We start from the raw sequence: 19,989 nt of genomic DNA on the forward strand, positions 1-19,989 counted from the left end.
AAAACTTGAGGGTAATATTATGACTATGACCGCGATCTCCGCCGCCACTGCCGCCACTGCTTTTGTTAACTATGAGGGTTCAGAATTGTTTTCCGCTTTTGCCGCCCGTGTGTCTCTGGCCGTGCTGCGCAAACAGTGTGACGATAACTTAGCCATGGCGGCAGACGCCATTAACGAAGCTGCCCAAGCGGCCAATGCTGAGGCCCGCCGGTTCTGGCTCCAGCCTAATGGCGAGAAAGTGCGCACCACTAAGCACCTGAAAAGCCACCACAAACGCTACTGGATGACTGCCGGCAAGATCATCGCCGCCACTGAGGGCAAAGCTGATGTTCACTGGTCAGCCCTGCCCGAGTCACTGGAGGCCGACAAGATCCAAGAATGGATCGAGTTCAACGGTCTGGCTGGTATGACCATGGAGATGGTATATAACGCCATCGGCATGGGTAGCCACAACGGCAAGGGCTCCGGCTCTGGCAAGGGCTCCGATTCGGACAAGGCCGCCGGCGAGGGCAAGAAAGTGACCGCCAACGGCAAGGCCAGCAATGGGTCAGGTGACGCCGTGGCCGAGGCCAATCAAGCCGCCGGTGCCGAGGCTGCCAAGCTGGAGCAATGGGGCACCATGGTGTCGGCCATAGGTCAGGAGCTGGAGAACATTCTGACCGAGGGCCGGAACATGCCGGGCAAGTCTGCCAAGGACTTAAAGGCACTGGTTTCCCACTATGAAACCAAGTTGCAAGCCATGGTTGACCAGCTCAACAACAAGGGCTGATACCAGACGGGGGCCGGGAGCCTGGCCCCCCACCACCCCCAGGTTTATATATACACCTGTGCATGTGTGCATGTGCAGGTGTATGTGTACGCCGTGTGTGTATACACCCCCCTGTGCCACCCTATTTTACTGGCCCAGATGAAAGTTCAGTTGTTCCACCCTATTTCGGCTCTCGGGTAGTTCCGCGCGAGCTGTATTTGGACGATTTTTTGAACTGAGCCCTGAATTTTGATTTTGAGGGGTTCAACATTGAGCCCCATCCCCACGGTCACGGCGTCGCGGTTGCGGTGTTGGTTGTTCACGGCCACCGTTATGTGGTGGAGGTGGATTTTGTGATGGCTGTCGGCAAAAAAGGGGTTGACAGGGGGAATTGGGGCGTCCCCACAAGAACATTTTTTAATCAACAATCTGGGGTTCAATGTTGAACCCCCTTCGAGTCCAAACTGGAGACATATTATGGCTATCCTGCGCACCAACCGTCTGTTCCACCCTATCAATGCCCGTAAGCCTGTGATTGTGGTCTTAGCTCAGAAGCACCTTCGTGCCAAGGCCGCCGGCGCGAGCCGTTTTGCGCTGAACGACTACCGCTTCCGGGGCATGAACCAAGGGGTTCTCATGAACGAGGACATTGCCCGCCGGGCGGTTGAGGATTGGTATGAGCTGGAACGTCTGGCGATGACCTCCCCGGTCACGGCCTGTGAGATGGCTGAGGGCATCTTACTGGCAGCTCAGCGCCGTCGAGCTGACCGTTACATCCCAGCCACGGCGGCCAAGGGGTTCAACACTGAACCCCAACAACCCCAACAACAACAACCCCAACAACAACGAGCCCACTAACTGAGAGGAGTTCTCGTTTGTGCCACCCTATTTCTATTAATAATGTCCTTTCACCATTTCTAAATAGGGTGGCACAAATTCTGACTCCCCGTTCAGCTTTGTTCAATTATCACACAACAACAGGATATCTTTACGTGAAGTGTTCCACCCTATTTCTATTAATAATGTCCTTTCACCATTTCTAAATAGGGTGGCACAAATTCTGACTGTGCAGTCAGAAATCCGTTTCAAACACTCTCGAACGTCCCCCTTCACCCCGACCCCCACCCTCACTCCCACGCTGAGGGCCTTATTCGGGGCTGAGGGCGCGTTCGAGCCCCTGAGCCAGGCTCACCTACTGCTAAACCTTTTCGACCTCTCAGAAGGCTTTACAGAGCCCCTGAGCCGCCCCCACCCTCACGCCGACCTCTTGGGTGTGTGCCACCCTATTTCCGTCGGCGTGTTGTGTGGCGTGTTCCACCCTATTTCCGTGGTGGTGGTCGTGGGTGAGGTAGTTCCGCGTGAGCTGGATTTGGACAGTTTTTTCAACCCGGTGGTAATTTTTGACTTGTGCCACCCTATTTCCGTTGGCGGGGGTTCAAGGATGAACCCCCTGTGTTCCACCCTATTGGTCGGGATAGCTGGTCGGAGTTGACAGCTAGAGTCTGACCGACGTATTTTCCGAACCGCTTGGCCTGCGCCCTGTTTTGGGCGGGCCAGCACGAATCCAGATTTTGGAGATAACCGATGCAAACCTTACCTACCCCTCAGGGCACAGTTGTGTCTCGTATGCCGGTCTTTCGGCGTAATCCCAAGAATCAGCGACTCGTTTCCACGGGCCTCGTTTTAACAATGCTCGACAGTCTGACCTTCCCTGTTTGTCTGAACCGGAAAGGCGAGTGGCGAGCGGAAAAACTGAGCGAGGCTGAGCGTAAACAGTACCTGATCCGTGGCCGTCAAGGTCTGCGTCCTGTTCCACGGGGGACAATGCTGTGAGCCGGGATAACTTCTACGGCTGTGAGCTGGCTGCCCACCGGATGGTACACCTCAAAGGGGGGCCTGACCGATGGGTAGTCCGGCGCACTTGGCGTGTTCGAGATGGTCGGCGTGAGTATGGTTGGAAGCTGGTACCGATGGTGAGACGTCGGCACTTGCTCTCGGCTATCCAGCCGCCGGCGCTCTGATGTTCCACCCTATTGCGGATGGAAAATGAGGGGGGTTGTTCCACCCTATCGGGGTTCACCCTTGAGCCCCGATGTTCCACCCCATTCGGTTTGGGGTGGCTTTGAATCTGAATTGGAGTACGACCCATGCAAAAACTTGAGTATCAGGGCCGGTACCGTCCGGCCTACGCCGGTGATTTGTCCGAGCTGATTAGCGACGTGCAGTTCACGCCTTACGGGGTCAACCATCCCCCGATGGACACTGACTGGGGGTATCTGCACACGTTCAAGCTGGATCAGTTGGACGTTAAGGGGTGGTTTCACGTTGCGTTGACGCCGGTGATGTCTCAAATCCTGGACGAGCGTTCCATCTACGGCGGGGACTTGAAGGCGTTCAACCATTACCACTATCTGGAACTGGTGAAGTCGCAGGATGGACGTATTTACCTGCGTCTGATGTTCCGCACCATCATCGGGGGTTACAACCTGATGGAGGTGCGTGAGGACGAGCTGATCCCGATGCTGGAGCAGGCGGTGAAGAACGCCGGCGTTGGGGTTCAATCTTGAACCCTGTGCCACCCTATTCTGACATGTGTTCCATGTGAAACACCTTTGACGTGTTCCACCCTATTTGAATCCGAACTGGAGAACGACCTTATGATGAACTTAGAGATGAACGACTACACCCGGGTCATCCTGACCCAGACCCTGTGCTTTGAGCAGCACCACGCCCTGTACCACCCTCACCGGCGGGAGAAGAAATTCACCGACTACCTGTTGGAGTGGATGATGTACCCCGACACCGTGGTGGCCGTGTACATCAACCCTGCCGATGTGGAAGTGGACGAGGAAACCGGGCTGGCCGTGGCCAAGGATATCTCCTGGGCCTGGAAGCCGGCCCGTGTGGGAGTTCAGCAAGACAGCTCGGGTTCCACGACGTTTGAGTATCTGCGCGGTGCCTTCTGTGGGGTGAAGCCGCCGGCCAACCTCGAATGGTATTGGGACTACACCCACGTTTCAGTGGGTGAGCGTCACTACCTGCATGGTGGTCTGATTAACCACGGCACCATCCGTGAGCCGCAGTGGGGGTCTCACTCATGAGCAACGAGATTGTGAAGTGGACCATGGTCACCCGGCTGGAATACCTGGCGGCAGGTGGTGAACCTTATGACCGGGATTTGGGTATTTGCGCAGACATTTATAAAACTGCGCGGGACTACACCACAGCCATACTGTTTGTCTCTTTACAGGCTCATCCACTTGCCACCGGCTCGAGGATGTATCCCATCCCCTCAACGAACCCTTCCCAGGATCCACAAGATGCCTTTCAAAGATCCCCTGACCTCTGGGTAGGAGAATACGGTGCCCTGCGCCGAGACTTTGCGGCCCACGCCGCCCGTTATTTGAGGGAGAAGGGATATGAGTGATCCCCGCACCGAATCGTCAACCAAGAGCCAACCACCCAAAAGCGAGGAGTCATTCATGAGCTGTGAAATTATTCCGATGGAGCTAAGCCAGTTCTTTAAGCTGGCTTCCCAACTGGGCCTGATGACCACCAGTTACGGTGGCGAGATGGTGATAGCGGCTGATGGCCATGATGTGCAACTGACTTGGCGCTGTGCCACCCCATTTGGGGGGAAGCTGGATCATGCTGAAGCCTTGATTCCTGAAAGATACCTGGCTGAGGCCAAGCAAATTGTTGGGGTTCAAGCCTGAACCCCCTTCGAATCCACGAGGAGAACGACGATGGACGACCGTCAAATTGTAAACACCATCAAACAGGTGTCTGCTGATCTGGGCCTGACCTACCACTGTCGCCGGTTGGGATGGAAGTTCTGCACCGTGGCGTTAAAAGCGCCGGCCAACCTGAACAGGGTGGAACAGCAGACCTTACTGGAAAAGGCGGATGGTGTGTTGATTGCCCGTGGCCTGGTGTCAGGGCAATTGACCACCCACACCAACCCGGAGCACCCCCGGCACGGCGACCCCTTTATTGAAATCGACAGCGTGTGGTGGGACCCGCGCTGGGATGTGGAAGAAAACTGAAACCGGGGCTCAACCTTGAGCCCCTTCGAATCCAAACTGGAGAGCAACCATGCAAAAAATCTGTTTTTGGGCCTATTGGGTGGTGACCGGCCTTATGGGTACCGCCTTGTTCCTCAACCTGTTGAAGGGGGTGTGATGGATATTCAGCGCGTTCGAGACTTACTGGCCAAGGCCGAGAGCCTGGAGCTGGAGTATGTGTGGGAGAGCAAGTACCTGGAAGACGGGAGTCCCGGTGAGTGTGTGGCGGTGGGCACCGAGTTCAAGTCACCCCACCCGGAGGACGATTGTCTGGTCACCGAGCACTTCTGGACGCTGTATGGTCGTGATGCCGAGGGCTACGCCTTCTCGATTCTCGATGAACCCGACCCGGTGCTGATGCTGGGCAAGATTGTGACCCTGCTTCGGAACAACAAGAAGCTGGGACGTTCCTTGTACAACTGCCGAGGCCTGATTGGTCTCCGCGACCATGCCGACATGATGATTGGGGCTCAACCATAAACCCCTCTGTTCCACCCTATGCCGGGGGTATCCCCGGCCTTTGAATCCAAACTGGAGAAACAACATGGCACAACTCGACATCATCAACGATCCCAAGAACGGTAAATGGCGCCGTGTGCGTAAGGATGTGGCTTTGGTGGCCTACAGTCGGGGCGAGGACGTCTTATTTTGCCCCTGCAAGCTGTACCCCTTTGGCCCGTGGCAGCCCGGCGTGGTACGTCGGCATGAGGACAAGCACGATGAGACGGCGATTCAGCGGTTCACCCGTCTGTGTGGGGAGATACTGCAGGCCTACCCCGAACCTGAGTGCGGAAGATACCTGCACTACTACGTTCGGGTCCACCCGGCCAGTTTTGGCCTTAAAACAAGACCTGAGGAAACCTTACACCTATGAGCGGGATAAACAAATACGTTCGAACCATTGAAAACTCGTTAGAGAAAGCCGGCTTTATGGCCACGGGATGGAGTTACACCAGCAAGGGGCATTTGGCCTTTGAACTGGAGGACGGCTCCACCCACTTTATTAGCAAGACCCCCGGCGACCACCGGGTAGTGAAGAATTTCGTGTCTCAGGTTCGGCGCCGTGTTGCGGCCCGTGCCGAGGACGTGACCCTGCATTGAGGAGAGAACATGGCAAAGCAAATTGAGGAGGCCGTGAGCCTCCTTCGTAAACACGGCTGTTTGGTGGTGCTGTGGTACCCCGAGGAGATTGAAGGGGTTCAACCTGGAACCCTGAAAGGTATCACCGACCGACTGGTGGAGATGGGCAATGAGATGCTGGATGAGGCTGACCGATACAGCTTCAGCGTTGGTGATTTGGTTCGCCATGTGAAGACAGGCGGCTGCTACCACATTCGGGGATTACCGGATAAGCACCGGTTGGAAGCCACCGGCGAGCCGGCCTACCTGTATGAGGCGGTGAGCGACGGCCTGATCTGGATGCGGTCACAAGCCGAGATGGAGGACGGTCGCTTTGTGATGGTGCCGGGTGGCCTTGATATGTCTGCCGGCGCCGCCTGATTGAAGGGGCTCAACCTTGAGCCCCCTGTTCCACCCTATTTCGAATCCAAACTGGAGAACAACATGCGAGTCCAATTATTGACTGATGCCGGGTATGCCTTTCTGAGCGGGATGACTTTCCCTGTGGAGGTCACGGCCGAGCCTCACCGAGATATTAAAGGTGCCATCTCCGTCACCTACGAGGAGCTGATTAAGGTGGGTGCCCCGGAGCCTTATGACCTGAGCCCAAGTCACCGCTGGTGCTTTAAGCCGGGGCAGTTTCAGTATGTTCCGATGGTACAGTCCCCCTCTCCTTGTTATGACCTTCAGGCCCAGATCGATGAGATGAGCGACCAGCTCCTCCACATTCAGGACAAACACACCGATCTGCTGTCCGAGAAGGATAACTTCAGGTTCGGCTACGAGTTTCGGGAGGCTTTTGACGAATACCTTGATGAGGAGTTTAACGTGGAAGTGGCTTCCACGGATATTCCGGCCTCTGAGGTACTGAAGGACCTACGCCCCCGAGAGTATGAGCTGGCATTCGAGCGTTGGACTGACAATGAAGACCTGGAAGGCATTGACGACGAGTATGACGAGCTGTGCGACCTGCTCAGTGACGTTGAAGATCAGGCAGTCAATCTGGAGCGGGCCTTGGATCTTGCAGCCAACCATCTGGCCGCGTTCAAGACCGAGTTTGAGCGAGCCCAGAAGATTCTCGCTGACTACAAGGAGAGGGTTTCTGACAAGTAACCCAGAATTTGGGGGTTCAACCTTGACCCCCACCACCCCGCCGGCGAGACCCGCCGGCCTGAATCCAAACTGGAGAACAACATGAGCAACAACCCCTTCAACACGACTGCCGGCTACCTGTTGGTAGAGATGTGGGACGATTCCTACAAAGCCCAGCTGCAGGACGAGGACTTTAACTGCGAGCCCTGGGGAGGTGAAATTGGCCTGATGGCCAGCCTGGTGGATACCTGCAGCCGGGTCGGTCAACTGGTGGATAAATATATCGATTGGGATGTTTACGATGGTGTGTGGGATTACGATCACACCGAGGCCTTGGCCGCTCGTTTGTGGCAGGAGGAATACTGGCCTGAGCAAAACGGTTTTTCCGAGTCCGTGTTCTTCGACTACTGCATGGAACACGGTCTGGTGCTGACGTTGCCCCGGCAAGATGGCCGGCACAACCTGGCGTATGAAATCCTAAACCGAGCATTCCGGGCGGGGCATCCGGTGGAGGTGGCCTACGAGGACGACGATGAGTTTATGGATGTTCGGACTTTGAAGGCTGCCTGGGACGAAGTGACGGCCTGCTGCTCAGCCACGGTGCGTATTAAAGCCCGAGGCCGGTGGGAAGTGATGCAGGTGGTCAACGCCCCCGCTGTGGCCCCGCATGAGACGGTGCATGATTGCACTGACGGCGGCTGGATTTCAGCGCAATTTGACGACCTGAACGAGGGTCTGGAGGTGGCGATATGAGTAACATCAACTGGCCCCGCATGAGCAACGACGACCTGGGTACTCAGCTGCGCTACCTGTACGACCGGCTGAACAATGAAGGGTTGGTCAGCGATGATGAACTGGATGCGTTGGAGGAAGCCTACCTTCGGCTAGAAGAGATACCAGACGACGAGGAGGAATGATGCTGCCAAATGAAGAAAATTTCCTGTGCCTGCTGAACGATGTTCGGCGGGAGCACACCCAACACACCATGGACGAAGCCGACCTGTTGTGGGAATGGTTGTTGCTGGCCACCAAACGTCTGCAGCCGGTACAGCTGGAGCGGTTTGCCCGGGAACTGGTGGAGCAGGCTGAATCCGATGAACTGGGTGATGAGGCGGTGTCCTTGCTGAAGCAGGCCGCCGAGGAGGTGTCCTGATGCTTCATGAGTCCCAAAAGCATATCCTCCGAACCCGGATTGAAAGGTGGGAGGAGGTCAAGCGCCGGCGCCGGCAAGAGCGAAACCAACCAAGCCGGCGCTATAACACTGTGGGCTATTACATCCCTTGGGCTAAAGAGCCCGTTATCGAATCCAAACAGGAGAACACTGTGAACAACAAAACCGAATCCAAACTGGACGCCTTACTGACCCGACGGGACGCACTGGTCGCCAGAATGAGCATGATTGGGCATTTCACCAAAGGGTTGCAGGATCTCAATCTCAATGAGGGGGCGACCCTTACCCTGAACGGGGGAGCCTTAGACCATTCGCCCTGCCTGCTGCTGGAAGATCCTGATACCTTGGCTGCCTTCGAAGGTGCCCTGCAGGTAGAATATATTAACCTGCACCAAGAGTTGGACAAGATCAACGACAAGCTGGCTGCAGTGGATAAGCTGCTGGAGGGGGTTTGATGGCTTGCCCAGGAAATCGCCGGCCCTGGCCTCGTCAGGATCTGGAAAACCTCAAGCGATGGGCCGGCAAGGTGCCGGCACCAGTAATGGCCGAGGAGTTCGGCCGCACCCACAAGGCCGTGAAAGAGAAAGCCAAGGTGTTAGGCGTGAGCCTGTTCGTCCCCGGCTGCGGTGGCGGGCGGCACTGGAAGTTTAAATGGACGCCTGAATTGAGAGGACAATGTGATCAGTAAAGTCTCACAGGTCGCCATGGCGGCCAAAGACTATGGTGTGTTATCAACCTTCCAACTATCAGTCTTCTTGCAATGTGCTGAAAAGCAAGGTCTGGGAGTGTTCGATATTTTTGGAGTTGAGCCCGGCAACCCTGAGTATTCCACTTACTACGGGGCTATCAGACAGCTGATGCTAGGAGCCTCAAACCGTGGTTACAACGGAGCGAATGTGTTGTGTTGGGGCGACAAACTCAGGGGCAAAGAGCGGGCACTCCTGTTAACGCCTAAAGGAAGAAGGTTCTTGAAGGTGATTCAGGAGACGCTTGGTTCATAAGTTGCAATCGTCGATAATCTCCAGGGGTTCAACCTTGAACCCCTTTGAATCCAAGGAGATAACGATGAGCGAACTGTTCCGTAATACCCTTCCCGACCTGGCGGACTGCGTTGATGTTCTGGAGCACAACGAAGTGGACTTTGATGATATGTGTGAGGAAGAAATTCACGCTTTTCACACTGTCGCCCGGCTCTGCCAACGCTTTGTAGACGAATACCCCTACCACCCCGGGGCTGAGGCCCTGTAACTGACCGGGGTTCAACCTTGAACCCCACCTCGCCGGCTCGCCGCCGGCCTTGAATCCAAACTGGAGTACCACCCATGACTGTATTAGACCACGACCTCAACAAGAAGGTCACTATTCGAATCTGTCCTGACCACGATGCTGAAAGCCCCCGCAGCTGGGATAACTTTGCCACCATGGCGTGTTGGCACCGCAGCTACAACCTGGGTGATGAGGGGGGCCAGGAGTATTTTTTCGATGTCCTGCATGATGCCCTGACAGCCATCATGAAACATCGTCGGGCAGCCTCCGTTCGTGAGGGTTATACCGCCTATGACAGTGAATTAGCGTGTCCTCGGTGCAGTCACCTGGGCCGATACGGAGGTGATAACTGCGCCACCTGTGAGGGTTGGGGGGTCGTTCCCAATCCCTTCTACCTCGACAAGGAAGACCCGGGTCAAGCTCTGGCCATCTATCAGGAGTACGAGCATCTGGTGCCTTACGAAATGCGGCTGATTTATCTGCCGCTCTACCTCTACGACCACAGTGGTATCACGATGTCCACCGGTAGCTTCGGCTGCCCTTGGGACAGTGGCCAGGTCGGCTGGATCTTCGTGACCTACCGGGAGGTGCTTGAAAGCTGGACCGATTGGAAGCGGATAACGCCGGCGCGAGCCGAAAAGGTGGGCGACTATCTCCGGGCCGAGGTCGAGGTCTACGACCTATACCTGACCGGCAACGTCTGGGGGTTCGAAGCCTATGAGCATGATGAGGACGAAGACCCGGAGGATGGGGTGTTTCTGGACTCCTGCTGGGGGTTCTATGGTGACCCCGACGAACCAAATGAGAACGGTATGGCTGGTCATTGGCCGGACGAGTGGCTGACTGCCGATAGGGAGGTCTCATGGCACTAAAGGACATCTACGTCTGCGTTGACTGTCTCATGGCGATAGCCAACAACGACTACTCCGGGCTGGACTACCACTACGGCCCCGAGGAAGCCGAGCGCCGAATGGAGGAGATCAACGCCGGCCTGGCCGAGCTGGGCTGGGTCAGTCTGGGTGACCAGGATCTGGACAAAGAGTTCGACAACCAGCCCTGCGACTGCTGCGGCGACATTGACGCTGGTGCCCGCCACCACTGTTACGTTGAGGAGAAGACTGATGCTTGATTTTCTGCAATTCGACCCGCCCGACGCCGAGCTGGTGGACTTTTACCGGGGATACCTGATCTGTGCCACCTGGGCCACCGGGTCTACCCATCCTTTCTCCGGTGAGTTGTTGGAAAGCCTGGTCGAGTTCGAGCCGTCCCCTGCGTTCCAACAGCAGGCGTGGGCCGATTGTAAAGCCTTCTGGCAGACCCATTTCGCCCGGATGCAGAACCTGTGTATCAAGCATTACACCGATTGGGTGCAGATGGGGCACGATTTTTGGCTGACCCGCAACGGCCACGGTTCTGGTTTCTGGGACCGTGGCTACGGTTCGGAAGGTCAACTCCTCACACAGGCCGCTGAGCAGTATTCAGAGATACATCTGTACCTGGGCGATGACCTGCTGATTTATGGAGAATGATGATGGAACAGGAAAAATTGGTGCTGCTGAGCACCGGCCACATCAGCGAGCCTGATGCCCGACGACTGGAGCAACTGGCCCGGGAACTGCACATGGAGGAACGATTGTGGAACCGAGGTTACGGCTTCATGATGCAGGTGGAGTTGATGCAGGACGCCATTGCCGAATGCCAGTTACCGCTAACCAGCCTCCCCTGGGTGCTGGACTACGTTCGGGAACGTGGTGCCCAGTGGCTGCTGCTGGACCGTGATGTTGAGACGATTGAAGACCTCCCAACATACGATTGGTAAACCCGGGGTTCAACCCTGAACCCCACCCCGCCGGCGTCACGCCGGCCTCGAATCCAAACTGGAGTACCACCATGCACGATATGCAATGGATCGTTGATCGCAACAACTTTCAGGGCTATGCCCACACTCACACCACCACTGATGCCGAGGGCGTTGTTCGGGTGGCCTACAGCCGCTGCCCTGAGCGTGGCCGGCTGCTGACCCCCGAGGAGTACCTGGCGCTGCCTGAGAAGCAGCACCTGGAGCTGCTGACAGATGACGAGTTCAACGCCCTGCTGATGGCCTGGGAGAAAAAACAGTACCTGGACAAGCCTATTCAGGAAATCTCCGCTGAACGCTTCTGGGAGCTGCTGGAGGTGTTGCCGCCGGAGAACTGGACGGGCCTTAACACCCTATTCGAGCGGTTCAATCTGTCGGAGCGGCAGACAGGCAACATCGTGCTGCAGGTGTGCCGGTGGGGGTTTGAGCCCGAGGCCCGCTACTTCACCAAGTACGCCGAGCTGGGCAAGCTGGACACCTATTTGACGCCTGCTCGGATTAAGGCGTCACCCATCGAATCCAAAAGCGAACTGGAGAACGACCATGAGTAAATCCACTGAACTGTTCACCATCGAGCAACTGGCCGAGGCGCTGGGCGCCGAGGTAAAAGCCGTCCACGACAGCCCCACCCTGACCCGAAGTGCCTCACTTCGTCACCCGAACTGGAGGCTGTTCGCGGAAATCGAATACAACCACATGGACCGGGTGAAAGTCTCGGTGTCGGGGGGCCACACCCGCTTTAAACGCTATATCCGGCCACATCAGGCCGAGGGCGGCTGGCTGGAATGCAGCGTGGGGCGCGGCCGGGACGTGACCAAAGCCGCCGCTGAGGTATGGCGCAAGCTGGGCGTCAGCGCCGAAATCACTGGGCAGCTCTTTCGGGAAGCCCAGACCAAGGACGAATCCTACAGGGAGACCTTGGATCAGATTTACGACCTGATGGTGCAAACCATGCCCGAAGCTGCGGAATCTCGCCCTACGTCAGAGCCCCGGCTGCGCTGGGACGGAGCCCGTCACGACTCACGGTTTGAACTGCGCCGGCGCCTTGGAAAGGACTACACCGAGTTCGATTTTCGGCCCGGTTTTGATTATGCCGAGGGGGGTGTGGTTGTTATGACCGTTCCTGCGTTCACCCCGGTTATCTCCCTGGTGGAGGATCGAGGCTGGGGTGTTCGGGAGATTGAGGCCCGGTATCGTAATCAGGGCGGGGATGTGAAGATCAGCCTGATCCCCGGCCAGGAAGTGGAGATGGTGCGGCAACTGCTGGACTGCTGGATCAGTTACCAACAGGCTGAGATGGCTTGACCCCTCCCCAAAACTTCCCGAAAATAGCTACAGGCCGGCGACCCCCGGCCTTTTGAATCCAAATTGGAGAACACCATGCCCCATCCTTTCGCTATCGAGGATTTTGAATCCTTAACCGAATGCAGCGACGAGAAGCTGTATAAGCTCGCCCACAAGGCCTACGACTACCACCTGGACTGTATGCGAGCAGAGCGTGAGGCTCGACTCCGTTTCAACGACATCAACAAAGAGCTGATCCGCCGCAACCGTCAACCCTTACTGGTTCGTTCGGAGGGCTGCTGATGACGTATTTCAATGTTTTTCTGGTGTTGGATGATGGTCACCCCAAGTACCTGGGGTCAGCTGGGGCCTCCAGTCTTGGCGAAGCCGCCCAGATAGTGCTTGAAGACAAAGGGTATGACCTCGCCCATTTTCACCGTGGTAACCGTACCTACTACGGTATGGAGCTGCGGCACCTGCCACGGACAGAGGTTCCTTCCGATCAGCTAAGGCTGGTTCGGGGTGTCGCATAATGATTACCCGCTTTCCTGACTGGATCCAGGATCCTCATCGGTTACCTGACCGGTTCTGGGATCCTGGGATGTCGGACCTTGCCCGGCCGGCGCCCGATTATAATTGGTACCGTGTGGTCGAAGCCGCCATGCTTGAACAGGGTATCGGCCGCCGCCGGCTTAACCGATGGCGTGACCTCCGCCTTTTGGCTTTCCGGCCCGACAAGCCTTTCTCTTGGCCTGGCCCTATCAATGACCAAGGAGAGCCATACCTGCAAATGCCGTTGTACCACGGTGCCTGGGGCAGTGAACGACGGTTGAGGGCCGAACACGCCATCTGGATGTGGATGTATCCTGAGCTGATAGACAGCCGGAGGATGTCTTGCCGTTGGATTGGCCTGAGACGCCCACACCAGAGGTTCAGGGGGTTCAATGTTAATCCCTGGTACCACTGGCCGGGAAATACCAAGCGGATCTACCTGAAGATGCTGTTGGGGGATAATCTGTGGTTTGAATGGCAGATGTTGTCCAAACAGCGGGATAAACCCCAACTGAACAATCTCACCTCGGAGCCGGAGGCCGCGCTGCCTCAGCTTGACGATGATGAGTTCACCTTTCTCGATTAACCCTTCTATAGGAGTACCACCGATGCAATGTGCCTCCCCTACAGAGCTTGCCCAAGCCATGGGGCAGTTAAGTCCTGAAGACCTGGCTCAGGTTCTACAACGAGCGGCGGTGTTTAACCGCATCATCTCGGAGGAAAACGCCAAGACGATCCCCGACTACCAGAGCCTGATGATGGCCTATGCGGGGCTTGATGCCCTGGCTGAGGAGTTTGACCTTCCCAAGACCTACGATTTTGGCAAGGTTAAAGCCGAGATGTACCTGAAGACCACGGCACCCACCACTCTACAGTAAGGAGAAGGCCCCTGAGGGGGCCTGTAAGCCATGGACAACGAATACTGGTTGCAACGATACCCTCACCAGCCGGTGGCCTTCTGGCAGCTCCTGTCAGGCCGTAAGAAGCCTGAGGAATGGGCAGCGGCCAGCAAGGAATTGCACTTTCGAGGATACGACACTACCCCTATCAGTCCCTGGCATCAGCAGGTAGGGCTCAAAGTGGAGCATTACCGTCTGATGGACCCCGAACTGACTGAGCGGGAGTTCTGCCGCCGGCTGCATTACAGCCTGACCAAGTACCGAAAACTGATCGCCGGCCAGTACCCGTTACTGCTGGCTGATCTGGAACACCTCAGCGACATCACGGGGATGTCGTTGGAATACTGGCTACCCAAGAATGATCGATGAAGTACCTGCCGGCAACCCCGGCCACGAATCCGAATTGGAGAACAACATGCAAGACGTACTGTTTCAAATTCACAACCTGGCCGCCCAAGCCAAAGCCCTGTACAACGACGAGGCCCAGGAGTTTAACGAGCTACTGGACGAGCGAGACCGCCTGGAACTGGCCTTAATGTCAGCGAAAGACCAGCTGGCCAAAGCTGAAGCGGCGCACGAAGAAACCATCCGGCACTTCAAAAAAGAGGTGGAGAAGGCCCAGCTGCAGCGTAATGAGCAGGCCCAGCAGCATCTGGACGCGAAGCGTAAGCTCAAGGAAACGGAACGTCAGCTCAAAGATCTCCGCAGCCTGGATCCCACCCGGCTGGCCAAGCACAACAAAACCCTGAAGGCCAAAAACGAGGAGCTAAAAGCCGCAAATGTGGCGTTAAAAGCCAAGAACGTCGAGCTTCAGAAGCAAATCCAGAAGGCGGCCAAGGATGGTGTGGAGAAAGGGATCTACCCCGTTTACAAGGATCCTATCGATGGTCATCTGGTGAAGCTGGTCAGCTACATTCGCCCGAAAGAGGACAACACCGATGATCTGGTTCCGCATGTTCCGGTCGTCGAGTTCTATCACAAGACCGCCGGCGTTATGCGTCAGGGATGCTTGAACATGGAAGGCGGGATCAGCTGGGGCAGCACCAAGAACACCGTCCCGCCGGCTCGGGTGAGCCGGGAAGTGGCCAGTCTGCTGGTGGACTACTGCGAGCGAAACAAGATCAAGATCCCGCAGGATGTGAAGCTGGCGGTGAGAGAGCAGAGCCTGAAAGCGGCAAGCTGAGCCTGAAAAACAGGGTGGAACGCTTAAAAAATAAGCGAATTGTGCCACCCTATTTCTATTAATAATGTCTTTCCACCATTTCTAAATAGGGTGGCACGAATCCAAACTGGAGACCTCATGTTGAAACCTCAAACCGATACTCGGGCTCCCTTGCCCTGCTTCGGCCTGCACAAGGCCTCGGATGGCGTCTGGTACCTGCATCAGGACATTACCCTCGACGGTGCCCAGTTCGTTGGCCTGAAGGGTGGGAACCCCGATGGCAAGGTGAATCACCTCAAAGGCAAATGCTCCCACGCCATTCCCCCAGGAGCGGGCCTGAGAGAGCCTGCACGGCCTCACTGGGACAAGTTTAGGGCTTACATGGCCGATCCCCTTGTGAACGCCCTGCTGCCGCTCCCACGGCCTCAGAGCGCGTATTACCTGGCGACTCCCGACAACCTCGACCTGTCCGTGCTGCTGCGCTGTCTGGAACGGTTGTCCAGCCCGGTGTACAGCTGGGTGCGCCCCCTGTGGAGCGTCACCGCCGCTCAGCTCAAATCCCAATTGGTGCTGACCAACCTTCACCCGATGGTGCTGTATGGCGGCACCATGGACGACAGCCAGAAAATCCAACAGTCGCTGGAGTTGGCCCAGGTCTACTCCCGCCCCTTGCTGCTGGTCGGTTCCAGTTTCCAGGTGTTGCCGCCCGGGGTGGAACGTGTGGAAACCAAGCTGCAGGAATGTGACGTGCAGACATTGGTGGGTCTGCCGTTGGAGCAGATCGGTTCTTACCTGATCCGCCGGTATTGTCAGGGAGTCGAACTGGACCATGACCTCTAAACGTAAACCAGCGGCGTCAGCCGCTATCCCCAACCAACCCACCTGGGTGGACGTTAACGAGCTGAAGGAGCGTCGTGAGACGCTTTCCCTGCGGGACTACCAGAAAACGCACCTGGCCCGGTTCTTTGCCGAGGAGCGCAAGATGGATTTGTCCCACCCCGGCACCGGTAAGACCTGCCCTGCTGCCGTGTACATGTACGGCCTGTGGGCCAGCGAAGGCATCAAGAGCATCTGGGCCATGCCCAAATCGCTGCTGGTGAAAAACTGGGAAGAACTGCTGCTGTGGTCGAACTTCATGCCCGATGACGTGGTGATTTTCGACGGCAACCCCAAGCAACGGGACAAGCAGATGGCCACCGACGCCAAGGTGTTCCTGATGGGGTTCGACGCCTTTGCCCGGAACTGGCGGCAACTGCTGGAGTGTCACCCCCAGATCCAAAGTCTGGTGGTGGATGAGTGGCATCTTGGTTTCAGCACCCATGGTTGGATGTACCGGGGCAAGGTCCACGGCGCCAAGCGCACTCTGGAGATGTATCAGGCCATGCGCCGCATACCCTGGTTCTTGCCGATGACCGGTACCCTGATCGACGGCCGACTGAACTCGGCCTACCCGGCTATCAACGTGATCGAGCCCCGGTATTACGGCACTTACGACAACTTCATGGCCACCCACGCCTTGCTGGACGATTACGGCAAGCCATGGCTCTGGAAGAACCATGAGCATCTGGCCCAGATCCTGATGAAGCATTCGGTTCGGGTGACCTTTGAGGATGCTTACGGTGCAGAGAACAAGCAGGTTTTCGTGGAGCTTTGCACCATGAGCCCTGCCCAGCGCCGGGCCTACGCCGAGATGGAGGAAACGGCACTGCTGGAGCTGGAGGATGGGTTTATCGAAGCGGGCACCCCGGCGGTGGCCGTCATGCGGTGCCGGCAAATCATGCAGCACCCGGAGACCTTTGGAATCCCGATGAACAGCGGCGATACCAAGCCGGACCACTTACGAGTGCATATCCAGAGTGCGCTGGACGCCAACAAGGCGCTGGTCATTTTTGAGGTCACCCGTGAGGCTCAGAACCAGATTGTCGCCCTGGCTGAGAGTCTGGGGGCCAAGGTCGGTCTGCTTAACGGCACCGTCACAGGGAATGCCCGGGCCAAGGCTGACAGCGAGTTCCGATCCCGGTTCCTGGACGTGATGGTGTGTAGTCCCGAGGTCGCCGGCGTTGGCTTCAACTGGAGTCACGTCGATACCCTGATATTCAACAGCATCGACTATCAGGACAGCAGCTTCATTCAGGCCTACCGCCGGGCTCTGAGGGGCAAGCGAGACACCCCGCTGAAAATCTATGTGCTGCAGTATCGCAACAGCATAGATCAGCGTATCGCCCACATTGCGAACAGCAAGAGCAAGGACCGAACCAAGGTGTTCAAGGACGACACACAAGTCCATATTGTGCAATCTAACTCTATGATGGGAGGTGATTTTATGTCCGGTTAACAAATTTCACATACGCCCTTGACGTGGGATCAAACGTCAACGATTATATGCCCGTCAGCGCCTACTGGGCCTGACTTCGTAATCTCGAATCTTAATCTCGAATCTCGAATCTCGAATCCAAAAATCTGGAGAAAATTATGAACAACATCGATCAGATGCTGGCTGACGCCAACGCCCAAGCTCAATCTTTCACCCAGCCCCAGGGCCAGACCTTCGAGCAGCCGCAAGCTCAGAATTTTGAACAGCCTCAGGCTCAGCCTCAGCAGCAGTACCAGCCGCAGGCTCACGCTCAGCCCCAATATCAGCCTCAGGCTCAACAGGCGCCGGTTCAGGGTCACATGCACCCTCAGGTTGCCCAACACTATCAGCAGGCTCCTCAGCAGCAAATGCCGGCTCAGGCCCCCGCTGGCCAGCCCGCCCTGCCGGCTCACCTGCAGCAGTTTGCCGCGCCTCAGACCTTCACCATGGAATCCATGGCCGCTATGGGTCTGTCCGTCGAACAGTGGTTCAAGCCTGACTACCAGGGCATGACCGTGGGCGACCACGACGCCATCATCCGAGAGGCGATTGTTGAGATCGATATGACCGAGAACGTGGGTTTCGTTCTGGGTATGGGTATCCGGTACGGTAACCCCGCCGTATACCACTTCACCACCGATGGTGTGTCCTGCCAGGACGGCATGAGCTGGCCTCAGGCGCTGGCCACTGCCATTAGCGTGGACCCCTCAGCCAAGCCTTTCCGCTCCGTTCAAATCCCCATGATGGCGGTTCAGGACGTTGTGGATGTTGACGGCCAGACCGTCGTCACCGCCGGCACCAGTCTGGGTTACACCACCCCCTACTCTGGTTGGAACTCCTGGCTGGCCTTCCACCGTCAGGTGGCTATGAAGGGCCTGCTGGGTCAGCGTGTGGTTGTTCGCCTCACCAATGAGCCGAAGAAGAACGCTGCTGGTAACAAGTGGGGCAACCTGCGCTACGAGCTGCTGACTGACGCTCAGGCCTAAGGCCATAACAGGGGGAGGTATTTCCTCCCCCTTGTGATCGAATCCAAATCAACAAGGACTATCTCATGACTGTGATGACTAAACGCGAAATCATTGTTGCTATGGCTGAGGCCGCCGACATCAGCCAGGTTAAAGCTAAAGCTGCACTGGAAAAGTTTCTGGACCTAACTGCAAACAGCTTAGCCCACGGCGAGTCCGTCGCCCTGTCTCCTCTGGGTACCTTGAAACCCGTTGCTACCGCTGCTCGCACCTATCAGGGCTTTGGTCGTGAGACCGTGGTTCCTGCCCATTATCGGGTGAAGTTCAACCCGAGCCAGAAGCTCAAGGAAGCTCTGAAGCGTTAATACAGGTTGCCCCGGAATACCGGGGCACCACCCGACAGGGCTTTCCGATCCACTTACCTGCTCCTTGGTAGATGGGCGACGCTCGGAGAGTCCTGTCGGGTGGGGGTACCAGCCCGCCGATTCGAAGGCAATGCCGGTGGTCAGACAGCACCGGACTTATCCCTGGCCTGCGGGCCAGGGTCTTTTTGAAAGGGGTTTGTCTCAGACCCCTTTCAGAGGGATTGTTAGTGCAGTAGACCCTGATCTTCCCCGGCTTTCGGGCCGGGGCTTTTTATCGGAAAGGGCTTTTACCGGGGGTTTTGTCCGTTTTGACCCGGGTGCTTTTCAGGCAGAGCACAAGCTCGAAAGCCCTTTCCGATGATGAACCAAAAGATAAGGATGCCCTGATGCTGGGAAAACTGTTTGGCAAGAAGGTCGCCGCTGCAAAAGCGGAAGCCAAGAAATTTGAGAACCGCGACCTGATGGAAGCCTATGTAGGTGGCTGTGTGGCCGTGATGTACGCCGATGGTAGTGTGGAGGATGAGGAGCTGCAGAACCTGGAAGCTCAGATCGCCGCCAACCCCTCGATGGACGGTTACGGCAGTGAGATTAACCAGACCATCGCCAAATTCTCCTCCATGTTCGATGCTGGCCCCCGGATGGGTATGCTCAAGGTGATGCGTGAGATCGCCGACATTAAGGCGAGCAAGGAGGAGGCCGAGGAAGTATTTGTGGCCATGCTTACCACCGCCGAATCAGATGGTGATATCTGCGACAAGGAACTGGCTGTACTGAAGAAGGTTGGCCAGACCCTGGGTATCAACCTGCGGGATTATGACCTTGAGTGACAATGCTTTCCGAAAAGCAGCGGCCGTGGTGCTGCTGCTGGGTATGGTGCTGGTGGATTTCACCAGCCGCATCCTGTCGGTGGGCATCGACCTGCTGCTGGCCGTCGGCGTAGCGATGATCCTGTGGCCAATGATGTTCAACACAAAAGCATAACCAGTGCCCGGGCTGACTCCCGGGCACACAACGGCAAGGGCAACAATAGGGCTTGTACTGTATCGGGGGACTAGGCCCCCGGTTCAGGATTGGAACCCGGTAATTGAGTG

The 19,989-nt window shown here is 56.7% G+C and carries 37 protein-coding genes; all 37 read left to right on the plus strand.

Going from position 1 to position 19,989, the window contains the following annotated elements:
• Window positions 1–19 precede the first annotated feature (19 nt).
• Window positions 20–769: a hypothetical protein gene (locus PU634_RS10385; protein ID WP_306760720.1), complete on the plus strand. Its 750-nt coding sequence runs from the start codon at window positions 20–22 to the stop codon at window positions 767–769.
• A gap of 456 nt (window positions 770–1,225) precedes the next feature.
• Window positions 1,226–1,606 (plus strand): hypothetical protein, encoded by a 381-nt coding sequence (locus PU634_RS10390; RefSeq protein ID WP_306760721.1) that lies wholly within the window; start codon window positions 1,226–1,228, stop codon window positions 1,604–1,606.
• A 1,289-nt stretch (window positions 1,607–2,895) separates the two neighbouring features.
• On the plus strand, window positions 2,896–3,315 hold the full coding sequence (locus tag PU634_RS10395) for a hypothetical protein (protein ID WP_306760722.1): 420 nt from the start codon (window positions 2,896–2,898) through the stop codon (window positions 3,313–3,315).
• Window positions 3,316–3,405: 90 nt separating this feature from the next.
• Window positions 3,406–3,849, plus strand: a complete 444-nt coding sequence (locus tag PU634_RS10400) for a hypothetical protein (protein WP_306760723.1) — start codon at window positions 3,406–3,408, stop codon at window positions 3,847–3,849.
• On the plus strand, window positions 3,846–4,175 hold the full coding sequence (locus PU634_RS10405) for a hypothetical protein (RefSeq protein ID WP_306760724.1): 330 nt from the start codon (window positions 3,846–3,848) through the stop codon (window positions 4,173–4,175). The genes PU634_RS10400 and PU634_RS10405 overlap by 4 nt, the downstream gene beginning before the upstream one ends.
• Window positions 4,168–4,464, plus strand: coding sequence for a hypothetical protein (locus PU634_RS10410; protein ID WP_306760725.1), 297 nt, complete (start codon window positions 4,168–4,170; stop codon window positions 4,462–4,464). The genes PU634_RS10405 and PU634_RS10410 overlap by 8 nt, the downstream gene beginning before the upstream one ends.
• Before the next feature lie 30 nt (window positions 4,465–4,494).
• Window positions 4,495–4,794 (plus strand): hypothetical protein, encoded by a 300-nt coding sequence (locus tag PU634_RS10415; RefSeq protein ID WP_306760726.1) that lies wholly within the window; start codon window positions 4,495–4,497, stop codon window positions 4,792–4,794.
• A gap of 135 nt (window positions 4,795–4,929) precedes the next feature.
• A complete protein-coding gene (locus PU634_RS10420; protein WP_306760727.1) occupies window positions 4,930–5,292 on the plus strand; it encodes a hypothetical protein in 363 nt (120 codons plus the stop codon).
• A gap of 64 nt (window positions 5,293–5,356) precedes the next feature.
• Entirely contained in the window at window positions 5,357–5,686 is a 330-nt protein-coding gene (locus PU634_RS10425; protein ID WP_306760728.1) for a hypothetical protein, read from the plus strand.
• Window positions 5,683–5,913, plus strand: coding sequence for a hypothetical protein (locus PU634_RS10430; protein WP_306760729.1), 231 nt, complete (start codon window positions 5,683–5,685; stop codon window positions 5,911–5,913). The genes PU634_RS10425 and PU634_RS10430 overlap by 4 nt, the downstream gene beginning before the upstream one ends.
• Before the next feature lie 9 nt (window positions 5,914–5,922).
• On the plus strand, window positions 5,923–6,312 hold the full coding sequence (locus PU634_RS10435; protein ID WP_306760730.1) for a hypothetical protein: 390 nt from the start codon (window positions 5,923–5,925) through the stop codon (window positions 6,310–6,312).
• Window positions 6,313–6,375: 63 nt separating this feature from the next.
• Window positions 6,376–7,044 (plus strand): hypothetical protein, encoded by a 669-nt coding sequence (locus PU634_RS10440; protein WP_306760731.1) that lies wholly within the window; start codon window positions 6,376–6,378, stop codon window positions 7,042–7,044.
• 81 nt (window positions 7,045–7,125) lie between these two features.
• On the plus strand, window positions 7,126–7,776 hold the full coding sequence (locus PU634_RS10445; protein ID WP_306760732.1) for a hypothetical protein: 651 nt from the start codon (window positions 7,126–7,128) through the stop codon (window positions 7,774–7,776).
• Entirely contained in the window at window positions 7,773–7,940 is a 168-nt protein-coding gene (locus PU634_RS10450) for a hypothetical protein (protein ID WP_306760733.1), read from the plus strand. Before PU634_RS10445 ends, PU634_RS10450 begins: the two co-directional genes overlap by 4 nt.
• Window positions 7,937–8,176, plus strand: coding sequence for a hypothetical protein (locus PU634_RS10455; RefSeq protein ID WP_306760734.1), 240 nt, complete (start codon window positions 7,937–7,939; stop codon window positions 8,174–8,176). Before PU634_RS10450 ends, PU634_RS10455 begins: the two co-directional genes overlap by 4 nt.
• A gap of 170 nt (window positions 8,177–8,346) precedes the next feature.
• Window positions 8,347–8,649, plus strand: a complete 303-nt coding sequence (locus PU634_RS10460) for a hypothetical protein (RefSeq protein WP_306760735.1) — start codon at window positions 8,347–8,349, stop codon at window positions 8,647–8,649.
• On the plus strand, window positions 8,649–8,882 hold the full coding sequence (locus PU634_RS10465) for a hypothetical protein (RefSeq protein WP_306760736.1): 234 nt from the start codon (window positions 8,649–8,651) through the stop codon (window positions 8,880–8,882). The genes PU634_RS10460 and PU634_RS10465 overlap by 1 nt, the downstream gene beginning before the upstream one ends.
• Window positions 8,872–9,195: a hypothetical protein gene (locus PU634_RS10470; RefSeq protein WP_306760737.1), complete on the plus strand. Its 324-nt coding sequence runs from the start codon at window positions 8,872–8,874 to the stop codon at window positions 9,193–9,195. Before PU634_RS10465 ends, PU634_RS10470 begins: the two co-directional genes overlap by 11 nt.
• Window positions 9,196–9,259: 64 nt before the next feature.
• Window positions 9,260–9,442, plus strand: a complete 183-nt coding sequence (locus PU634_RS10475; protein WP_306760738.1) for a hypothetical protein — start codon at window positions 9,260–9,262, stop codon at window positions 9,440–9,442.
• A gap of 74 nt (window positions 9,443–9,516) precedes the next feature.
• Window positions 9,517–10,332 carry a hypothetical protein gene (locus PU634_RS10480; protein WP_306760739.1) on the plus strand — a complete coding sequence of 272 codons (816 nt, stop codon included), beginning with the start codon at window positions 9,517–9,519 and terminating at the stop codon, window positions 10,330–10,332.
• Window positions 10,323–10,589: a hypothetical protein gene (locus tag PU634_RS10485; protein WP_306760740.1), complete on the plus strand. Its 267-nt coding sequence runs from the start codon at window positions 10,323–10,325 to the stop codon at window positions 10,587–10,589. Before PU634_RS10480 ends, PU634_RS10485 begins: the two co-directional genes overlap by 10 nt.
• Window positions 10,582–10,989: a hypothetical protein gene (locus PU634_RS10490; protein ID WP_306760741.1), complete on the plus strand. Its 408-nt coding sequence runs from the start codon at window positions 10,582–10,584 to the stop codon at window positions 10,987–10,989. The genes PU634_RS10485 and PU634_RS10490 overlap by 8 nt, the downstream gene beginning before the upstream one ends.
• A gap of 2 nt (window positions 10,990–10,991) precedes the next feature.
• Window positions 10,992–11,279, plus strand: a complete 288-nt coding sequence (locus tag PU634_RS10495) for a DUF5983 family protein (protein WP_306760742.1) — start codon at window positions 10,992–10,994, stop codon at window positions 11,277–11,279.
• Window positions 11,280–11,350: 71 nt separating this feature from the next.
• Window positions 11,351–11,869 carry a hypothetical protein gene (locus PU634_RS10500; RefSeq protein ID WP_306760743.1) on the plus strand — a complete coding sequence of 173 codons (519 nt, stop codon included), beginning with the start codon at window positions 11,351–11,353 and terminating at the stop codon, window positions 11,867–11,869.
• A complete protein-coding gene (locus PU634_RS10505) occupies window positions 11,862–12,623 on the plus strand; it encodes a hypothetical protein (RefSeq protein ID WP_306760744.1) in 762 nt (253 codons plus the stop codon). The genes PU634_RS10500 and PU634_RS10505 overlap by 8 nt, the downstream gene beginning before the upstream one ends.
• 75 nt (window positions 12,624–12,698) lie before the next feature.
• Window positions 12,699–12,905, plus strand: coding sequence for a hypothetical protein (locus PU634_RS10510; RefSeq protein ID WP_306760745.1), 207 nt, complete (start codon window positions 12,699–12,701; stop codon window positions 12,903–12,905).
• Window positions 12,905–13,135: a hypothetical protein gene (locus PU634_RS10515; RefSeq protein ID WP_306760746.1), complete on the plus strand. Its 231-nt coding sequence runs from the start codon at window positions 12,905–12,907 to the stop codon at window positions 13,133–13,135. Before PU634_RS10510 ends, PU634_RS10515 begins: the two co-directional genes overlap by 1 nt.
• On the plus strand, window positions 13,135–13,740 hold the full coding sequence (locus PU634_RS10520) for a hypothetical protein (RefSeq protein WP_306760747.1): 606 nt from the start codon (window positions 13,135–13,137) through the stop codon (window positions 13,738–13,740). Before PU634_RS10515 ends, PU634_RS10520 begins: the two co-directional genes overlap by 1 nt.
• A 22-nt stretch (window positions 13,741–13,762) precedes the next feature.
• Window positions 13,763–14,032: a hypothetical protein gene (locus tag PU634_RS10525; protein ID WP_306760748.1), complete on the plus strand. Its 270-nt coding sequence runs from the start codon at window positions 13,763–13,765 to the stop codon at window positions 14,030–14,032.
• 30 nt (window positions 14,033–14,062) lie between these two features.
• On the plus strand, window positions 14,063–14,422 hold the full coding sequence (locus PU634_RS10530; protein ID WP_306760749.1) for a hypothetical protein: 360 nt from the start codon (window positions 14,063–14,065) through the stop codon (window positions 14,420–14,422).
• Entirely contained in the window at window positions 14,412–15,236 is an 825-nt protein-coding gene (locus tag PU634_RS10535; protein WP_306760750.1) for a hypothetical protein, read from the plus strand. The genes PU634_RS10530 and PU634_RS10535 overlap by 11 nt, the downstream gene beginning before the upstream one ends.
• A gap of 117 nt (window positions 15,237–15,353) precedes the next feature.
• Window positions 15,354–16,055, plus strand: coding sequence for a hypothetical protein (locus tag PU634_RS10540; protein ID WP_306760751.1), 702 nt, complete (start codon window positions 15,354–15,356; stop codon window positions 16,053–16,055).
• Window positions 16,045–17,550: a helicase-related protein gene (locus PU634_RS10545; protein ID WP_306760752.1), complete on the plus strand. Its 1,506-nt coding sequence runs from the start codon at window positions 16,045–16,047 to the stop codon at window positions 17,548–17,550. The genes PU634_RS10540 and PU634_RS10545 overlap by 11 nt, the downstream gene beginning before the upstream one ends.
• A 137-nt stretch (window positions 17,551–17,687) precedes the next feature.
• On the plus strand, window positions 17,688–18,554 hold the full coding sequence (locus PU634_RS10550; RefSeq protein ID WP_306760753.1) for a hypothetical protein: 867 nt from the start codon (window positions 17,688–17,690) through the stop codon (window positions 18,552–18,554).
• A 65-nt stretch (window positions 18,555–18,619) separates the two neighbouring features.
• Window positions 18,620–18,898 carry an HU family DNA-binding protein gene (locus PU634_RS10555; protein WP_306760754.1) on the plus strand — a complete coding sequence of 93 codons (279 nt, stop codon included), beginning with the start codon at window positions 18,620–18,622 and terminating at the stop codon, window positions 18,896–18,898.
• 386 nt (window positions 18,899–19,284) lie between these two features.
• The gene (locus tag PU634_RS10560; RefSeq protein WP_306760755.1) at window positions 19,285–19,725 is read left to right on the plus strand and encodes a tellurite resistance TerB family protein; all 441 of its coding nucleotides are present in this window, start codon (window positions 19,285–19,287) and stop codon (window positions 19,723–19,725) included.
• Window positions 19,718–19,879: a DUF3927 family protein gene (locus PU634_RS10565; protein ID WP_306760756.1), complete on the plus strand. Its 162-nt coding sequence runs from the start codon at window positions 19,718–19,720 to the stop codon at window positions 19,877–19,879. Before PU634_RS10560 ends, PU634_RS10565 begins: the two co-directional genes overlap by 8 nt.
• The last annotated feature ends 110 nt before the right edge of the window (window positions 19,880–19,989 follow it).

It is taken from the genome of Oceanimonas pelagia, assembly GCF_030849025.1.
Classification (GTDB): domain Bacteria; phylum Pseudomonadota; class Gammaproteobacteria; order Enterobacterales; family Aeromonadaceae; genus Oceanimonas; species Oceanimonas pelagia.

Excerpts from the sequence above, each read along its gene's own strand:
- PU634_RS10385 (WP_306760720.1), top strand. The coding sequence starts at position 20 with ATGACTATGACCGCGATCTCCGCCGCCACTGCCGCCACTGCTTTTGTT.
- PU634_RS10390 (WP_306760721.1), top strand. The coding sequence starts at position 1,226 with ATGGCTATCCTGCGCACCAACCGTCTGTTCCACCCTATCAATGCCCGT.
- PU634_RS10395 (WP_306760722.1), top strand. The coding sequence starts at position 2,896 with ATGCAAAAACTTGAGTATCAGGGCCGGTACCGTCCGGCCTACGCCGGT.
- PU634_RS10400 (WP_306760723.1), top strand. The coding sequence starts at position 3,406 with ATGATGAACTTAGAGATGAACGACTACACCCGGGTCATCCTGACCCAG.
- PU634_RS10405 (WP_306760724.1), top strand. The coding sequence starts at position 3,846 with ATGAGCAACGAGATTGTGAAGTGGACCATGGTCACCCGGCTGGAATAC.
- PU634_RS10410 (WP_306760725.1), top strand. The coding sequence starts at position 4,168 with ATGAGTGATCCCCGCACCGAATCGTCAACCAAGAGCCAACCACCCAAA.
- PU634_RS10415 (WP_306760726.1), top strand. The coding sequence starts at position 4,495 with ATGGACGACCGTCAAATTGTAAACACCATCAAACAGGTGTCTGCTGAT.
- PU634_RS10420 (WP_306760727.1), top strand. The coding sequence starts at position 4,930 with ATGGATATTCAGCGCGTTCGAGACTTACTGGCCAAGGCCGAGAGCCTG.
- PU634_RS10425 (WP_306760728.1), top strand. The coding sequence starts at position 5,357 with ATGGCACAACTCGACATCATCAACGATCCCAAGAACGGTAAATGGCGC.
- PU634_RS10430 (WP_306760729.1), top strand. The coding sequence starts at position 5,683 with ATGAGCGGGATAAACAAATACGTTCGAACCATTGAAAACTCGTTAGAG.
- PU634_RS10435 (WP_306760730.1), top strand. The coding sequence starts at position 5,923 with ATGGCAAAGCAAATTGAGGAGGCCGTGAGCCTCCTTCGTAAACACGGC.
- PU634_RS10440 (WP_306760731.1), top strand. The coding sequence starts at position 6,376 with ATGCGAGTCCAATTATTGACTGATGCCGGGTATGCCTTTCTGAGCGGG.
- PU634_RS10445 (WP_306760732.1), top strand. The coding sequence starts at position 7,126 with ATGAGCAACAACCCCTTCAACACGACTGCCGGCTACCTGTTGGTAGAG.
- PU634_RS10450 (WP_306760733.1), top strand. The coding sequence starts at position 7,773 with ATGAGTAACATCAACTGGCCCCGCATGAGCAACGACGACCTGGGTACT.
- PU634_RS10455 (WP_306760734.1), top strand. The coding sequence starts at position 7,937 with ATGATGCTGCCAAATGAAGAAAATTTCCTGTGCCTGCTGAACGATGTT.
- PU634_RS10465 (WP_306760736.1), top strand. The coding sequence starts at position 8,649 with ATGGCTTGCCCAGGAAATCGCCGGCCCTGGCCTCGTCAGGATCTGGAA.
- PU634_RS10475 (WP_306760738.1), top strand. The coding sequence starts at position 9,260 with ATGAGCGAACTGTTCCGTAATACCCTTCCCGACCTGGCGGACTGCGTT.
- PU634_RS10480 (WP_306760739.1), top strand. The coding sequence starts at position 9,517 with ATGACTGTATTAGACCACGACCTCAACAAGAAGGTCACTATTCGAATC.
- PU634_RS10485 (WP_306760740.1), top strand. The coding sequence starts at position 10,323 with ATGGCACTAAAGGACATCTACGTCTGCGTTGACTGTCTCATGGCGATA.
- PU634_RS10490 (WP_306760741.1), top strand. The coding sequence starts at position 10,582 with ATGCTTGATTTTCTGCAATTCGACCCGCCCGACGCCGAGCTGGTGGAC.
- PU634_RS10495 (WP_306760742.1), top strand. The coding sequence starts at position 10,992 with ATGGAACAGGAAAAATTGGTGCTGCTGAGCACCGGCCACATCAGCGAG.
- PU634_RS10500 (WP_306760743.1), top strand. The coding sequence starts at position 11,351 with ATGCACGATATGCAATGGATCGTTGATCGCAACAACTTTCAGGGCTAT.
- PU634_RS10505 (WP_306760744.1), top strand. The coding sequence starts at position 11,862 with ATGAGTAAATCCACTGAACTGTTCACCATCGAGCAACTGGCCGAGGCG.
- PU634_RS10510 (WP_306760745.1), top strand. The coding sequence starts at position 12,699 with ATGCCCCATCCTTTCGCTATCGAGGATTTTGAATCCTTAACCGAATGC.
- PU634_RS10515 (WP_306760746.1), top strand. The coding sequence starts at position 12,905 with ATGACGTATTTCAATGTTTTTCTGGTGTTGGATGATGGTCACCCCAAG.
- PU634_RS10520 (WP_306760747.1), top strand. The coding sequence starts at position 13,135 with ATGATTACCCGCTTTCCTGACTGGATCCAGGATCCTCATCGGTTACCT.
- PU634_RS10525 (WP_306760748.1), top strand. The coding sequence starts at position 13,763 with ATGCAATGTGCCTCCCCTACAGAGCTTGCCCAAGCCATGGGGCAGTTA.
- PU634_RS10530 (WP_306760749.1), top strand. The coding sequence starts at position 14,063 with ATGGACAACGAATACTGGTTGCAACGATACCCTCACCAGCCGGTGGCC.
- PU634_RS10535 (WP_306760750.1), top strand. The coding sequence starts at position 14,412 with ATGATCGATGAAGTACCTGCCGGCAACCCCGGCCACGAATCCGAATTG.
- PU634_RS10540 (WP_306760751.1), top strand. The coding sequence starts at position 15,354 with ATGTTGAAACCTCAAACCGATACTCGGGCTCCCTTGCCCTGCTTCGGC.
- PU634_RS10545 (WP_306760752.1), top strand. The coding sequence starts at position 16,045 with ATGACCTCTAAACGTAAACCAGCGGCGTCAGCCGCTATCCCCAACCAA.
- PU634_RS10550 (WP_306760753.1), top strand. The coding sequence starts at position 17,688 with ATGAACAACATCGATCAGATGCTGGCTGACGCCAACGCCCAAGCTCAA.
- PU634_RS10555 (WP_306760754.1), top strand. The coding sequence starts at position 18,620 with ATGACTGTGATGACTAAACGCGAAATCATTGTTGCTATGGCTGAGGCC.
- PU634_RS10560 (WP_306760755.1), top strand. The coding sequence starts at position 19,285 with ATGCTGGGAAAACTGTTTGGCAAGAAGGTCGCCGCTGCAAAAGCGGAA.